General features: G+C 71.0%; 11 protein-coding genes. 5 read left to right on the top strand and 6 right to left on the bottom strand.

Annotated elements, in window-relative coordinates; translation table 11 throughout:
• Positions 1-4: 4 nt before the first annotated feature.
• Positions 5-1,840 (bottom strand): RICIN domain-containing protein, encoded by a 1,836-nt coding sequence (locus tag O7627_RS15600; protein ID WP_278094232.1) that lies wholly within the window; start codon positions 1,838-1,840, stop codon positions 5-7.
• 270 nt (positions 1,841-2,110) lie between these two features.
• On the opposite strand from O7627_RS15600, the gene O7627_RS15605 reads away from it, so the two are divergent.
• A complete protein-coding gene (locus O7627_RS15605) occupies positions 2,111-3,820 on the top strand; it encodes a trehalase family glycosidase (RefSeq protein WP_278094233.1) in 1,710 nt (569 codons plus the stop codon).
• On the opposite strand, the gene O7627_RS15610 is transcribed toward O7627_RS15605, so the two are convergent.
• On the bottom strand, positions 3,817-4,839 hold the full coding sequence (locus tag O7627_RS15610) for a LacI family DNA-binding transcriptional regulator (protein WP_278094234.1): 1,023 nt from the start codon (positions 4,837-4,839) through the stop codon (positions 3,817-3,819). The genes O7627_RS15605 and O7627_RS15610 overlap by 4 nt on opposite strands.
• Positions 4,840-4,967: 128 nt before the next feature.
• Between O7627_RS15610 and O7627_RS15615 the strand changes: the two genes are divergently transcribed.
• The 4 genes from O7627_RS15615 (at position 4,968) to O7627_RS15630 (ending at position 10,490) form a co-directional block, all read left to right on the top strand.
• Positions 4,968-5,819: an ABC transporter ATP-binding protein gene (locus O7627_RS15615; RefSeq protein ID WP_278094235.1), complete on the top strand. Its 852-nt coding sequence runs from the start codon at positions 4,968-4,970 to the stop codon at positions 5,817-5,819.
• Positions 5,816-6,595 carry a hypothetical protein gene (locus tag O7627_RS15620; RefSeq protein ID WP_278094236.1) on the top strand — a complete coding sequence of 260 codons (780 nt, stop codon included), beginning with the start codon at positions 5,816-5,818 and terminating at the stop codon, positions 6,593-6,595. Before O7627_RS15615 ends, O7627_RS15620 begins: the two co-directional genes overlap by 4 nt.
• Positions 6,592-7,296 carry an ABC transporter permease gene (locus tag O7627_RS15625; RefSeq protein ID WP_278094237.1) on the top strand — a complete coding sequence of 235 codons (705 nt, stop codon included), beginning with the start codon at positions 6,592-6,594 and terminating at the stop codon, positions 7,294-7,296. The genes O7627_RS15620 and O7627_RS15625 overlap by 4 nt, the downstream gene beginning before the upstream one ends.
• A 209-nt stretch (positions 7,297-7,505) precedes the next feature.
• Positions 7,506-10,490 (top strand): family 16 glycoside hydrolase, encoded by a 2,985-nt coding sequence (locus O7627_RS15630; RefSeq protein ID WP_278094238.1) that lies wholly within the window; start codon positions 7,506-7,508, stop codon positions 10,488-10,490.
• A gap of 93 nt (positions 10,491-10,583) precedes the next feature.
• Here the strand turns inward: O7627_RS15630 and O7627_RS15635 are convergent, their stop codons facing one another.
• From O7627_RS15635 to O7627_RS15650, 4 genes are all read right to left on the bottom strand, one after another.
• Positions 10,584-11,360, bottom strand: a complete 777-nt coding sequence (locus O7627_RS15635; RefSeq protein ID WP_278094239.1) for a DUF2470 domain-containing protein — start codon at positions 11,358-11,360, stop codon at positions 10,584-10,586.
• A gap of 108 nt (positions 11,361-11,468) precedes the next feature.
• Positions 11,469-11,765 carry a DUF1540 domain-containing protein gene (locus O7627_RS15640; RefSeq protein ID WP_278094240.1) on the bottom strand — a complete coding sequence of 99 codons (297 nt, stop codon included), beginning with the start codon at positions 11,763-11,765 and terminating at the stop codon, positions 11,469-11,471.
• A 302-nt stretch (positions 11,766-12,067) separates the two neighbouring features.
• Positions 12,068-13,381, bottom strand: a complete 1,314-nt coding sequence (locus O7627_RS15645; protein ID WP_278094241.1) for a hypothetical protein — start codon at positions 13,379-13,381, stop codon at positions 12,068-12,070.
• Between the two features lie 211 nt (positions 13,382-13,592).
• Positions 13,593-14,744: a serine hydrolase domain-containing protein gene (locus O7627_RS15650; protein ID WP_278094242.1), complete on the bottom strand. Its 1,152-nt coding sequence runs from the start codon at positions 14,742-14,744 to the stop codon at positions 13,593-13,595.
• Between the last annotated feature and the right edge of the window lies 1 nt (position 14,745).

Consider the following 14,745-nt stretch of genomic DNA (forward strand, 5'->3'; position numbering starts at 1 on the left):
CGGCTCACCGCCCCCAGATCCGCCACGTCTGGTTGAGCGGACTGGCCTGGCCGGCGCCGTTGCAGGTCCATTGATGGACCGGCGCCCGGGCCGCCGTGGAGATGCCGCTCACGTCCACACACTTGCCACTGTGCCGGGCCACCAGCTGGTAGTCGTGCGGGTCGTTGCCGCCGTAGGTCACCCGGCGGAGGCTGAACTGCTGGTTGGGCCCGTTGTGGCAGGTCCACTGGTGGACGGCCGCACCGTCCGCGGTGGAGACGCCGCTGACGTCCAGACACTTGCCGCTCTGCTGGTTGACCACCGTGTAGGTGGCGGCCACGCCGGTCACCGGTTGGAAGGTCCACAGTTGCTGGTCGCCGCCGTCGCAGTGGTACTGCTGCGCGACGTTGCCGTCGGCGGTGCCGCGGCCGGGATTGTCCAGGCACTGCTGGGAGTGCTGGGCCACCGCCACCGACTGGAAGGTGCCGTCCGAGGGCGGCAGCAGGGTGACCGTGTAGGTGTCGGTCTGGTTGGCGTATGGCAGGACCACCGCGACGCGGTCGTCGGCCAGGATGGCCACGGTGTTGGCGACGGTGATCGGCGCCTGCACCGGGCCGCCGCCGTTGTGCGGGATGCGTTGGGTGAGGATTCGTACCTGGTTGTTCTGCACGATGCCGCTGGTGGTGTCGAGGCGTTGCAGGTCGACGGTGAGGTTTCCGGTGGTTCGGCCGCCGCCGACCAGGATCTTCGCCACGCCGGTCGCCTTGGTGGCGAACGCGTCGTACGACCGGCTGGCGGTCACCGACACCACCTGCCCGGTCTGGGAGCCGTAGTAGCGGTAGGCCCACCACTCGCCCTTCGGCTGGTGCTGGCCGGCCGGGTTGCGGACCAGCAGGTTACCCAGGTCGTTGTGGAGGTTGCCGCCGCCGGCCCAGTTCGCGCGGAGGCCGTCCGCCCGGGCCCGTTCCAGCCGGGCGATGTACCAGGCGCCGTCGGCCGGGTTCTGCTCGTCGGTCGCGCCGTACTCGTTGATCTGGTAAGGGCGGGGGTGGGGGATGCCGCGCTGGTCGAGGGTGGCGTTGGCGGCGGCGACGTTGGCCACCGGGTCGCCCGGCAGCGAGTGCCAGCTGACGATGTCCGGCACGGTGTCGGTCGAGCGGACGAAGTCCAGATACTGGTTCCAGAAGGTGTGGTTTGTCGACGGCACGCAGGCACAGCTCGGCCCGACGATGAGCTGGTCCGGGAACGCCGCCCGGAGGCGCTGGTGGGTGCGGCGCCACAGTTCGAGGTACTGGGAGATCGGGCGGTTCCAGAACAGGGTGATGTTGGGCTCGTTCCAGATGTCCCACTGCACGGTCAGCCCGGCTGCCCGGACGTCGTTGATGAGCCGGGTCAGGAAGGTGTCGTAGTCCGTCCAGTTGCCGTTGTCGCCGGGGAATCGGGAGATCGCGGCGCCGTCGGCCCCCCACAGGTCGTGCGGCAGCAGGATGAACTCACCGCCGAGGGCGGCGGTCCGGCGGGCCTGGGCGAGGGTGGAGTTCCATCGCCGGTCGTAGTTTCCGCCGACCCAGCCGCTGCCGGGCAGCTGGGCGCCGCCGGCGCGCATGTACCGGAACCTGACGTCCCGGTAGAAGTGGTCGGCCGGACCGCTGCCGTTCTCGGTCATGCCGTAGATCCAGCCCGACGCGCGGTAGGTCGGGGTTCCGCTGGTGGTGGCGAAGTCGACGGTGAGCGACTCGTCCGCGGCCCGGGCCGGGGTGGCGGCGACGGTGCCGGCGGCGACGACGAGCAGGCCGGTGGCGAGGAGATGGGCGGTGAGCAGGCGGGACCGTCGGGTGCTGCGGCCGGACGGGGGGTTCATGGCGGCTCCTGGGTCGGGACGGGCGACGCGCTTCGGAGACTGCGCTTGCGAATCGATTCGAACGGATGCTAGGACCGGCCAGCGAACTGTGTCAATGGAACGACTGGTGACCAGGCCGGCCCGAGAAAGGACTCGGCGCTCGACGGCCGCTCCCTTGACCGGTCGTCGCGGGTCGACCTATCGTCGTGCGAGCCGGTTGGCCGAATCGATTCGAGCGTTGTCGGCGGCATCCCACTGCGCCTGCGGACGAGAAAGAGGTGCCCGCCACCCATGACCGCCCCCGCACCCGGTCCGGAGTTCCCCATCCAGGACATTCCGTTCAGCTGCCGCGGATCCTGGTTCAACCTCTCGCCGGTGGTGGGCGAGCGGACGTACGCCGACGATTTGCACCTGGTCTCCCACCAGACCGGGATGCACCCGGTGCTGCGACTCACCCCCGCGGTCGCCGGCCCCGCGGTCACCGCCACCCCCTCGGTGCTGACCTGGCGCGCCGGCCGCGACCGGATCGAGGCCGTCTACGACGGCCCGCAGACGCTGCGGATCCGCGGTCGGCGGCTCGGACTGCGGATAGCCGCGTCCGAACGGACGCTCACCCCGTTCAGCGGCACCTACCTGTACCTCGACCCGGTCGACGGGTCCCACGTGTTCACCTCCTACGAGACCGGCCGCCGCTACCGGGTCACGGTGCTGACCGGACTGCTCCACCGGTCCGCCGGGGCGGCGGCGCTCGGCGAGGCGGACCGGTTCCTGGACCTCGCCGGTGACCAGCCCTGGGAGATCGCCATCGAGGAGTACGCCACCGCCCGTCGGCCGTACCGCGGATCCGCCACCTTCGACCAGGTGCGGGCGGCCCGCGGCGCCGAGTTCGGCGCGTTCGTCGACGCGGTCGCGCCGTGGCGTGGCGCGGACACCCCGGCCGCCGAGCTGGCCGCGTACGTCCTGTGGTCGGCCACTGTCGCCCCGGCCGGCTTCGTCACCCGGCCGGCGGTGCTGATGTCCAAGCACTGGATGGACAAGGTGTGGAGCTGGGACCACTGCTTCAACGCGATCGCCCTGGCCGCCGGCGAGCCGGAACTGGCCTGGCACCAGTTCCAGCTGCCCTTCGACCACCAGGACGAATCCGGCGCGCTGCCCGACTCGATCACCCACTCGGAGGTGCTGCACAACTACGTCAAGCCGCCCATCCACGGCTGGGCGCTGCGGCAGCTGCGCCGCCGCCTGCCCCGGCCGCCGGACCGGGCGATGCTGGCCGAGACGTACGAGCGACTGGCCCGCTGGACCGGGTTCTGGCTCGACGCCCGCCGCGCCCCGGGGCAACCGCTGCCCCATTACCAGCACGGCAACGACAGCGGCTGGGACAACGCCAGCATCTTCGACGACGACCGGATCCTGCAGACCGCCGACCTGGCCGCCTTCCTGGTTTCGCAGCTGCGCTGTCTGGCCGACCTCGCCGGTGAGCTGGGCGAACCCGCCGACCGGTGGCGCCGGGAGGCCGACCGGATCCACACGGCCATGCTCCGGGACCTGTGGACCGGCGAACGCTTCACCGCCCGCCACCCGGGCACCGGGCAACGGCGGGCGAGCCGCAGCCTGCTCGACCTGATGCCCGTGGCGCTCGGCGCCGACCTGCCCGCCCCGGTCGCCGCCGCGCTGGCCCGGGGCGTCCAGGGCCACCTGACCCCGCACGGACTCGCCACCGAGCCGACCGACTCCGCGCACTACCTGGCCGACGGCTACTGGCGCGGCCCGATCTGGGCGCCGGCCACCGTGCTGGTCGAGGACGGCCTGCGGCGGGCCGGGCACACCGGCCTCGCGGACCAGATCGCCCGGCGCTTCCGCGCCCTCTGCGAGAAGTCCGGCTTCGCGGAGAACTTCGACGCCGAGACCGGTGTCGGGCTCCGGGACCGCGCGTACACCTGGACCGCCAGTGGCTATCTCATCCTCGCCGCGGCCCACCGGCGGCGTGCAGCCGACGGTTAGCCGGGTCGGCGGTCGCGGACCGGACCGGTGCTCGATCGCAACGAGATGGGCGGGCTGTGCAGCAGGTGTCGGGGCGCGCCCCCGGGCGCGGCGATGCTCTCCAGCAGCAGCGCCACCGCCTCCGCTCCCATGTCGACCGTCGGAACGTCGGCGGCGGTCAACGGTGGGTGGAAGTCCTCGGCCCAGTGTCGGGCGGCGACGCCGGTCACCGAGAAGTCGCCCGGCACCCCGAGCCCGGCGCTGGCGAGGGCGCGCTGCACCCCGGGCAGCGCGGCCTCGTTGATGGTGACCACCGCCGTGACGTCCGGATGCCGCGCGAGCAGCTGTGCCGTGACCGTTTCGCCGGACGCGGCGTCGTCGCCGCAGCAGACCTCGACTCCGGTCAGGCCCCGTTCGGCCACCGCCGCCTGGAAACCGGCAAGCGCCCGGTGGCTGGGGCCGTAACCCGCCGCGACCAGTTCGGCGGACCGGTTCACCAGGGCGACGTGCCGGTGTCCCAGATCGGCCAGGTGGTGCACGCAGCGTGCGGTCAGGCCGGCGTAGTCGACGTCGATCCAGCTCATGCCGTGCGGCTCGGCGGTCCGGCCGATCGTGACGAACGGCAGACCGGCCCGGGCGAGCCGGGTCACCCGCTCGTCGGTCAACCGGATCTCCATCAGGACCACACCGTCCACCCGCCGGCCGGTGACGATCCGTTCGAAGGACCGGTCGTGGTCGCCCCCGGACGGCGACAGCAGGACGTCCAGGTCGTGGCGGGCGGCCGCCTCGACGACGCTGGCCACGAATCCCAACTGCATGTCGGTCAACCGTTGACTCGCCGGCGGGATCACCAGCCCCAGGGTTCGGGTCCGCCCCTCCTTGAGTGCCCGGGCACTGGCGTTCGGCCGGTAGTCCAGTTCGTCGATGACCGCCTGGATCCGCCGGCGCGTCGCCTCCGACACGGCCCGCTTGCCGCTGAGCACATAGGAGACGGTGCTCCGGGACACGCCCGCCCGCTGGGCGATCTCCCCGATGTTCATCGCACCGCCACTCGACTCGACCCCGGCACAGCCGGCGCACCATGCCCCGAGCAGCATAACCACGGGCTCGCGGGTCATCGGTGACGGCGAGCCGCGGACGACCCGCCGTCATACGGCAGGATGGGACGGTGATCGAGGTCGAGAACCTGTCGTACGGCTACCGGCCCGACCGCGAGGCGGCGGTTCGCGACGTCAGCTTCACCGTCGGGGCGGGGGAGATCCTCGGGTTCCTCGGCCCGAGCGGCGCCGGCAAGAGCACCACCCAGAAGGTGCTGACCGGGCTGCTCTCCCCGTACCAGGGCGAGGTCAGGGTGCTCGGCCGGGACCTGCGCGGTCAGGGTCCGGAGTACTACCAGCAGATCGGGGTGGGTTTCGAACTGCCGAACCACTTCATGAAGCTGACCGGCCTGGAGAACCTGCGGTTCTTCGCCTCCTTCTACGCCGAGACCGCCGACCCTCGGGAACTGCTCGCCATGGTCGGGCTCGCCGACGCGGCCGACCAGCGGGTGGAGCAGTACTCCAAGGGAATGAAGATGCGGTTGAGTTTCGTGCGCGCCCTGCTGCACGATCCGGACGTGCTCTTCCTGGACGAGCCGACCAGTGGGCTGGATCCGGTCAACGCCCGGCTGCTCAAGGACATCATCATCGAGCAGCGGCGGCGGGGGAAGTGCGTCTTCCTGACCACCCACAACATGCACGACGCGGAGGAGCTCTGCGACCGGGTGGCGTTCCTGGTCGACGGCGAGATCCGCAGGATCGGCGCGCCGGGGGAGTTGCGCACCGCGGGCGGCCCGCGTGGCGTGCTGGTGGAGTACCGGCAGGACGGTCAGACCCGGTCGGCGCAGTTCCCGCTCGACCGGCTCGGTCACGAGGCCGCCTTCCTCGACATCCTGCGCGACCATGAGGTGGTCTCGCTGCATTCGCAGGAGCCCACCCTGGAGGACGTCTTCGTGGAGACGACCGGCCGGAGGCTGACGTGACCGGCGCCCGCGCGGCGCTGCCGGACAGCGTCGTCGGCACCGGCCCGGCGGTGCCGGACCGGCGACGCCGACCGGCGCGGATCCTGCGCCGCGCGGTCTGGTGGGATCTGCGGCTGCTGACGCGGTACCAGGTCGCCACGGTGGCGGTCGCCGTCACTGCGGCGTACGTCCTGGTGTTCCGCGCGATTCCGGCCGCCCGCACCGACGCGGTGGCCGTGCTGCTCGTCTTCTCCGACCCCACGATGATCGGTTTCCTGTTCATCGGGGTGCTGGTGCTGTTCGAGCGGGGGGCGAACACGCTGCAGGCGGTGGTGGTGACGCCGCTGTCCAGCGGGCAGTACCTGTGGTCGAAGGCGATCGCGCTGACCACGGTGGCGGTGCCCTGCGGCCTGGCGATGGCCGTCGCGAGCCACGGGGCCGCCGTGAACCCGGCGCTGCTCGTCGCCGGTGTCGCGCTCTCGTCGGTGCTGTTCGTGTTCGTCGGCTTCGTGGCGGTGGCCCGGGTCCGGTCGGTCAACGAGTATCTGCTGATCGTCCCCGTCTTCCTGGTCCCGGCGGTGCTGCCGATCCTGGACACCGTGGGTCTGGTCGAGTCGCCACTGTTCTATCTCTTCCCCACCCACGCCTCGCTGGTCCTGCTGGCGGCGGCCGTCACCACCCGGCCCGGGTGGGAGCAGCTCTACGGGGTGCTGTACCTGTCGGCCGCGGTCGCCGGTGCCTTCGGCTGGGCGAAACGGTCCTTCGAAGGCCGGATCCGACAGGCCGGTGCGCGATGAGCGCGGCGCGGGCGGTCTGGGGCAACGACCTGCGCAACATCGTGCGGGACCGTACGGCGGGGGTGCTGCTGGTCGTACCGGTGATCTTTCTGGTGCTGCTCCGGTTCGGGTTTCCGCGCATCGAGCGGCAGGTGCCGGAGGTCGCCGACTACCGGGTGCTGGCGTTGGCGGCGTGCTGCCTCATCGCCGGCACGTTCCCGGCCTTCATGACCTCGTTCATCATGCTGGACGAGAAGGATCAGGGGCTGTTCGCGGCCCAGCGGGTGCTGCCGGTCGCACCCGCCCGGCTGCTCGGCTACCGGCTGCTGGTGGTGGCGGTGCTCAGCCTGGTCTATCCGCTGCTGCTGATGCTGGGTTCGGGGCTGGCCGATCGGACGCTGCCGGTGGTGCTGGTGCTGGCGTTGCTCTGCGCGTTGGGCTCGCCGGTGGCCACGCTCTTCGTGGTGGCCACCGCGAGCAACAAGATCGAGGGTCTGACCCTGTTCAAGGCGATCTTCTTCGTGGTCGTGTTCGCGGCCCTCGGCGTGGCGGTACCCGGCTGGTGGACCTGGCTCACGGCGTTGATCCCCACCTACTGGATCTACGCCGCCTTCGACGCGGACCGGCCGGCGGCGCTGCTGGTCGTGGCCGGGGTCGCCGTCGCTTACCACCTGGCCGTGCTCGCGGTGACCTACCGGCGGTTCCGGCGCCAGGTGTTCTAGCGGCCGACTGCCGCTCCGGCGGAGGAACGACCCCGATCTTTTGTCCTCAAGTACAAAAGTTCGATCGTCCCACTCGGAAGATCTTGCCATTTCGACGAATGTGGTTGATGATTTGCCGCAGTCGTGATCGAGGATCATCGCGCAACCGGCCGTTCCCTCGGCGGTGCTCCCGATTACGGCTCCCACCAGCACCGTCGAAGGGGGAGCAGATGTCTCCACGCCCGCCACGAACCCGCCGTCCACTCGCCTTCCTTGTCGCGACCCTGCTCGGTGCGTCGATCGTCGGTGCGCCGACCGTCGCCCGAGCCCAGGACCTGCCGCCCCAGGAACCGGGCGTCACGCTCCGCACCTACGACGTGGGGGTGCCGCTGACCGAGATCTGCACCCTCAAGCCGGGACAGACGCCGAACGTCGACAAGCTGATGCCGGTCGTCGACTGGTCCAGCGCCGCCGACTTCGGCCAGGAGGACAACTTCGTCACGCACGCGCTCGGCAACCTGCACATCACCACCGCCGGGACGTACACGTTCCGGTTGACAAGCGACGACGGCTCCCGGCTCTACCTCGACGACGCCGTGGTGGTCGACCACGACGGACTGCACGGCGCGGAGACAAAGGACGGCACGGTCACCCTGACCGAGGGGTACCACGCCCTGCGGGTGGAGTTCTTCGAGGCCGGCGGCGGCCAGCAGCTCACCCTCTCCTGGCAGCCGCCCGGCTCCTCGGAGTTCGTCGTGGTGCCCAACTCCGTGCTCAGCACCGACGCCGGCGTGGTCCGGGTGACCGCACCCGGCCGCAAGGAGTGCCAGGGCGGCACCGACGTACCCGGCGACGGCCTGCCGCTGGCCGGTGTGCACCCCGACTACACCCTCACCGACCTGCGGCCGGACGGCTTCCAGCCGGCGGTCTCGGGAATGGACTGGACCGCCGACGGCCGGCTGGTCATCGCCACCTGGGGCGGCAGCGAGCAGTTCGGCGGCGAGGTGTTCATCGTCTCGAACGTGACCGGCCAGACCGGTCCGGATCAGGTCACCTACAAGAAGGTCGCCGGCGGCCTGAACGAGCCGATGGGCGTGGCGGTCGTCGACGACATCATCTACGTCTCGCAGAAGCACGAGCTCACCGAGCTGCGCGACACCGACGGCGACGAGGTCGCCGACGAGCTGCGGACGGTGGCGCGCTGGCCGTACGGCGGGAACTTCCACGAGTTCGCCTTCGGCCTGCTCTACCGGGGCGGCAACTTCTACCTGAACCTCTCGGTGGCGATTGACTACGGCGGTGCCACCACCGACCCGCAGCCGGTCGCCAACCGTGGCACCAGCGTCGTGGTGAACCGTCGCACCGGCAAGGTCAGCTACGTCGCCGGTGGTCTGCGTACCCCGAACGGCATCGGCTGGGGGCCGGAGAAGGAACTCTTCGTCACCGACAACCAGGGCGGCTACCTGCCCGCCTCCAAGCTGGTGCGGATCGAGCAGGACCGGTTCTTCAACCACTACACCAACCCGGCCGGCGCCTTCGACGCCAACCCGGTGACCCAACCGGTGCTCTGGCTGCCGCAGAACGAGATCGCCAACTCGCCGAGCACCCCGGTGCTGCTGACGAAGGGCCCGTACCGCGGCCAGCTGCTGATCGGCGACGTCACCTACGGCGGGCTGCAGCGGGCGTACCTGGAGCAGGTGCACGGCGAGTACCAGGGCGCGGTGTTCCGGCACACCCAGGGACTGGAGGCCGGCGTCAACGAGGTCTCCGTCGGTCCGGACGGGGCGGTCTACGTCGGCGGGCTCGGCGCCGACGGCAACTGGGGCCAACCCGGCAAGCTCCGGTACGGGCTGCAGAAGCTCACGCCGAACGGCAACCGGACGTTCGACATGAAGTCGATGAGCGCCACCCCGGACGGCTTCAAGATCGAATACACCCGGCCGCTCTCCACCGCCACCATTCAGGACATCGCCGGGCGCTACCAGGTCGAGCAGTGGCGCTACGCGCCGACCCCGACCTACGGCGGGCCGAAGGTGGACGAGGAGACCCTCAGCGTCAGCGCGGTGAAGGTCTCCAACGACCGCAGGACGGTCTGGCTGACCGTCGACGGCCGCCAGCAGGGTCGGGTGGTGCACCTGCGCTCGCCCCGGTCGTTCACCGCCTCCAACGGCGAGGAGCTGTGGAGCACCGAGGCCTGGTACACCCTCAACGCCATCCCGGGAGTGCAGCCGGACCGGGTCTTCTACGAGGCCGAGGAGGGCCACCGGCAGGGCGGTGCCGGCATCGACACCGAGCACGCCGGCTTCTCCGGCGTCGGCTTCGTGGACGGATTCGGCTCGCTCAACGCCGCCACCGCCGTGCACGTCGAGGTCAAGCGCAACGGCGAGTACGAGGTGGGCCTGCGTTACAGCAACGGCCCCAACCCGTTCGCGGGCGACAAGACCGTCAGCGTGTACGTGAACGGTGACAAGGTGCGGCAGACGGTCCTGCCCAGCACCGTCACCTGGAAGGAGTGGGCCACCAAGACCGAGCTGTTGACGCTGCGCCGGGGGGTCAACCGGATCGAGTACCGGGTGGACACCGGCGACACCGGTCACGTCAACCTGGACCTGGTCACGGTGCGCAAGCCCGGTGAGCGGATCGTGCTCTTCGACGGCGGCGACCTGGCGGAGTGGCAGCACACCGACGGGCGTTCGGCGAGCTGGCCGAGGGTGGCCGGTGGGGCGATGGAGGTCTGCTGCGGCGACCTGCGCACCAGGCAGGCGTTCGGTGACTTCCGGTTGCACGTCGAGTTCAAGGTGCCGGCGCTGCCGCCGGATGTCACCGGGCAGAACCGGGGCAACAGCGGCGTCTATCTGCAGGAGCGCTACGAGATCCAGGTGCTCGACTCGTACGGCGATCCGACCCTCGACAACAACGAGGCCGGCGCGATCTACCTGCAGAAGCCGCCGGACGTCAATGCCGCGCGGCCGCCGGAGACCTGGCAGACGTACGACATCACCTACCGCGCGGCCCGATACGACGCCGCCGGCACCAAGACCGAGGACGCCCGGGTGACGGTGGTCTGGAACGGGGTGACGGTCCACGACGATGTCGCCATCACCGGGCCGACCGGCGGCAACATCCCCGAGGGGCCGGCGACCGGGTCGATCCGGCTGCAGGATCACCAGAACGCCGTGCAGTACCGCAACATCTGGGTCGAGCCGCTGAGCTGACCCGCTCGCCGGCCGCGCCGGACCGGAAAACCGGTCCGGCGCGGCCGGGTCGGCGTTCGACGGATGGTGGTCGGCGGTCGGGTCGCCGCGGTTTCAGCTCTCGCCGTGCCGGCGGGCCTGGACGCCGGGCAGCAGCAGCCGCAGCTCCCGGTCGAGCGTGGCCTCGTCGGTCACCCGGACGCGGAACGGCACCCGGATGTCGTGGTGCCGGTGCGCCGTCTCCGCCCGCAGGGTCAGTCCGCCCGCGTCGACGGCGACCGGCACCAGCCGGGCGCCGGTGGCGGTCAGGTCCGGGTCGACAAGCGCCGCGAACCGGTCTCCGACGTGGCGGTCGTGCCGGAGCAGGCGGGCCAGTTGGGCGGCCTCGACCGCGGCGACCGGATCGGGCCGGGCCGCGTGGTAGGCCGCGACCGGGATCTCGGTGACGACTGCGTCCCGCTCGACGCGGACGTCGGCGGGCTCGACCGCCCAGAGCGCCACCGGCGGCAGGGCGAGCAGCGCCATGATCGCGTCGTCGTCGCACGAGTCGAGCATCGCCGGGTCGAACCGGCGGACCCCGCCGGTCACCTGGACCCGGGCCCGGACCCGGGCGCGCACCGGCACCGGCACCAGGTGGGTGAGGTCGAGCCGGACGGCGCCGTCGGCGCCCCGGGCGGCGACGAGCAGCCCGCCGAGCGGGCTCATCGCGTCGATGGCGAGAACGACCGTGCCGTCGGGGAGTACGGCGTGGGCGTCGATCAGGTCGGTGGCCGTGTCGGCCACCCCCAGCCGCAGCGAGGTGCAGGTCACGAGGGCGGAACGCACCTCGACCGCCGCGGTCGACGGCCGGTCGTCGGTCAACGCCGACGGTGGTGTGCTGTCGAATGCCACCCGGCCTCCTTCCAGCGCGGTCCGGTTGAGGCGAGCCTAATAGGTAAGGCTTGCCTTATTCAAGCGGACCGGGCCGGAGGGAGGCCGGAGGTAGGGTATGACGCTTGATCAGGCCGGCTGGTAGGTCAGGCAGTCGCTGACCGTGGCGCCCGGGCCGACCTGGACGGACTGCGCCGTACAGGCCAGGTTCGTGTTGTAGGTGCAGTCGGTGCGGGCGCACGCGCCGACGCTGCCGGTGATCTCCGCGATGCCCCCGCGCACCGACGACTCGACGAACGTGGCGCAGGAGGCGGCCTCGCCGGCCGCCGCGACGGTCACGGCCGGGGCGTGGCAGCCACCGTCGTTGAAGCTGCACGCCACGGCGGCGCATTCACGGACGGCGGGCATCTGCAAAAGAGTCTTCATGGTTCCTCCACTCGCTGTTTCCCTACCCGGATCGACCGAAGCGCGATCGGGTCCAAGAATATCCACAAAACCGTCCGCCTACACCTTTCTCTGCGAGGTCGCACCCTCACCTCAGCGGAGTTATGGCTGCTCAGAGCGGATTTCCGGGGTGGCGGAAGAACTGTGAATTCGCGGCTGGAGGTTCGAAAGAAAGGTAAGGCTGCACTTTGTTGTGGCCTATGGCGAAGGTAAGCCTTACCTTTTCGGGGTGGTGTTGACAGCCACCGGGCCCCGCGCATCGCAATGCGCGGGGCCCGTGCGGATCAGCGCTGGCCCAGCAGCCAGCGCAGGATGTCGCGGTCGGCGTAGGTCGGGCCGTAGGCGGCGTGGTAGTCGGGGAGGGTGAACGCCTCGTTGCCGTACTCGGTGTAGCGGACCAGGTCGGCGATCTGCTCCGGGGTCCTGCCGGCCGCCCGGTGGGCGTCCTGCAGCGCCTGCCGGGAGTTGCGGGCCAGCGAGATGTTGAGCAGGTGGTCGTTGACGCCGTGGGTGATCCAGACCGGGGTCCCGGCCGCGGCGATCGCGGTGGCCTGCGCGGCGCCGACCTGGAAGCCGCCGGTCACCAACCCGGCGGTGAACAGGCCCGGCCGCGCGGCGAACGCCTGCCACAGCAGCTGCGACCCGTAGGAGACGGTGGTCCCGTAGACCCGGTCGGTGTCGACCGCGAAGTCCTTGACGAACTGGTCCATCATCTTGACCAGCAGGTCCGTCTCGGCGACGGCGCCGACCCGCTGGTTCTGCGGGGCCAGCACGATGACGTCCTCGCGGCTGCCGGTCCACTGCGGCTGCAGCCAGGCCGTGGCGGGGATGTCGGCGGCGATCTGGACGCCGGTGTTGTCGCCGTCCCAGCCCATGCCGTGGCCGGGCAGGACGACCATCAGCGGGTACTTCCGGCGCGGGTCGTAGTTCTTGGGCAGGTGGTAGTGGTAGGGCAGCACCATCCCGCCGCTCAGGAAGGAACCGTAGGTGAACTGGTCGACCATCAGGTTGACCGGTTCCTCGGTCATCCGGAGGGTGCGGTGGGGCGCCGCCTTGGCGAGCACCGGTCCCTTCCCCTTGCCCCGTCCCGGCTGGGCGTGCACGTCCTTGCGCTGCACGATGGTGGTCGGCAGGTCCGGGTTCACCTTGACGGTGCAGAGGAAGGTGGGGCACTTCGAGACGATGACCGTCCAGCCGCCGGTGTCGGCCGGGTCGAGTTCGACGATGACGAACCGGCCGCGTACCGATCGGTGGTCGGCCCGGGTGGTCGGTCCGCTGTTGGTGTAGACCCGGGTGACGGTCCGCTCCGCCATCTTGGGCAGGTCCTCGATGGGGTTGAAGCGGAAGTTGTAGATGGTGTCGGAGACGGTGAACGTCCGCCGGTCGAGGGTGTGCGGGTTGACGGTGTCGGCGTACTCGACCGCGACCGCGGCGACCTTCTGCCCGTAGGTGTAGACCTCGGTGATCGGCGTGATGCTCCGTACGCCGCCGCCGGCACCGGGTCCACCGGCCCGTTCGTGTGCCCCGTACGCCGTGCTGGACGAGACCAGCACCAGGGCCGCCGCGATCAACGCGACCGTTCTCTTACGAGGAGCCATCCAAGCTTTCCTTCCGCGCAGGCATGCCGTCCTGGCCCGGACAGTCGCTGCCGGTGTCATCCCGAGACGGCGCTAAACTGATTTAGCAGGGAGCATGCGCGGCATGATCACCTATGTCAAGACACAGACTGGAAATGATCGCGAAACCCGGGCGGCCGCGGCCGCCCGGAGCTGACGGCGGCCGCCCGGGTTTGGTTCAGGCCGTTCGCGGTCAGTCCAGGCAGCCGCGCAGCGCGGCGGTGAGCCGGTTCGCCCGGTCGTCCTCGGGCCCGCCCATCTGGTTGATCACGTAGCCGAAGCCGACCCGGTAGCTGTCGTCGGCGAAGGCGAGATGGCCACCGGCGCCGTCGTGGCCGAAACTGCGCTCGCCCAGCATCGGCCGCACCCGCGGCGAGCCGAGCAGGAAGCCGGTGCCCCACCGCTGGCCGGCGTCGGGCCATCCGAACCGCTGCTGGCCCTGGGACCTGATCACCACCGCGTCGTCCACCGAGGCGGCGGTGAGCAGCCGCGGGCCGACCGTTTCCGACACGCAGGCCGCGTACCCGCGGGCGAGCCCGTCCGCCGAGCTGACCCCGCCGGCGCCGGGCACCCCGGCCGCCTGGATGGCGGGATCGTTGAAGCTGACCAGGCCGTCGCTGTCGGCCGGGAAGTCGAAGGCACCGCCCATCGTCAGCGATCTCTCGCTCACCGAGTCGGGGTACGGCTGCGCCGTGCCGGGCGGTGCCAGCGTCCAGGCGACGCCGTCCCGCTCCGCGGCCGGCAACCCGATCCAGGTACGCAGACCGAGCGGATCACCGAGCGCGGTGCGGAAGAACTCGCCCGGCGGCACCCCGGTGACCCGGCGGATCAGCTCACCGACGAGCCAGCCGTAGGTGAGCGCGTGGTAGCTGTGGGCCGTCCCCGGTTCCCAGAGCGGGGCCTGCGCCTCGATCGCCTCGATGACCGGGTCCCAGGCGATCACCTCGGCCCGGGTGAAGGGCCGGTCCAGGGCCGGCAGACCGGCGCGGTGGGTGAACAGCGCGCGCACCGGGATGCCGTCCTTGCCCGCCCGCCCGAACTCCGGCCAGTACCGGGTGACCGGCGCGTCGAGGTCGAGCCGACCCTGCTGGACCAGCAGGTACCCGCAGATCGCCAGCAGACCCTTGGTGCACGAGAAGACGACGGCGGGGGTCTGCCGGGTCCAGGGCCGGCCGCTACGCGGGTCCGCCACCCCGCCGTACAGGTCCACCACCCGGCGGCCGTCGTGGTAGACGACGACGGCGGCGCCGACCTCGCCACGGGACGCGAAGTTGTCCCGGAAGATGTCGGCGACCGGTCCGAAGCCCTCGTCGACGTCGCCCTGGACCGTTGTCTCGGTTGGCACG

Source organism: Solwaraspora sp. WMMD1047 (assembly GCF_029626155.1).
In the GTDB taxonomy this organism is placed as follows: domain Bacteria; phylum Actinomycetota; class Actinomycetes; order Mycobacteriales; family Micromonosporaceae; genus WMMD1047.

Excerpts from the sequence above, each read along its gene's own strand:
- O7627_RS15600 (WP_278094232.1), bottom strand. The coding sequence starts at position 1,840 with ATGAACCCCCCGTCCGGCCGCAGCACCCGACGGTCCCGCCTGCTCACC.
- O7627_RS15605 (WP_278094233.1), top strand. The coding sequence starts at position 2,111 with ATGACCGCCCCCGCACCCGGTCCGGAGTTCCCCATCCAGGACATTCCG.
- O7627_RS15610 (WP_278094234.1), bottom strand. The coding sequence starts at position 4,839 with ATGAACATCGGGGAGATCGCCCAGCGGGCGGGCGTGTCCCGGAGCACC.
- O7627_RS15625 (WP_278094237.1), top strand. The coding sequence starts at position 6,592 with ATGAGCGCGGCGCGGGCGGTCTGGGGCAACGACCTGCGCAACATCGTG.
- O7627_RS15630 (WP_278094238.1), top strand. The coding sequence starts at position 7,506 with ATGTCTCCACGCCCGCCACGAACCCGCCGTCCACTCGCCTTCCTTGTC.
- O7627_RS15640 (WP_278094240.1), bottom strand. The coding sequence starts at position 11,765 with ATGAAGACTCTTTTGCAGATGCCCGCCGTCCGTGAATGCGCCGCCGTG.
- O7627_RS15645 (WP_278094241.1), bottom strand. The coding sequence starts at position 13,381 with ATGGCTCCTCGTAAGAGAACGGTCGCGTTGATCGCGGCGGCCCTGGTG.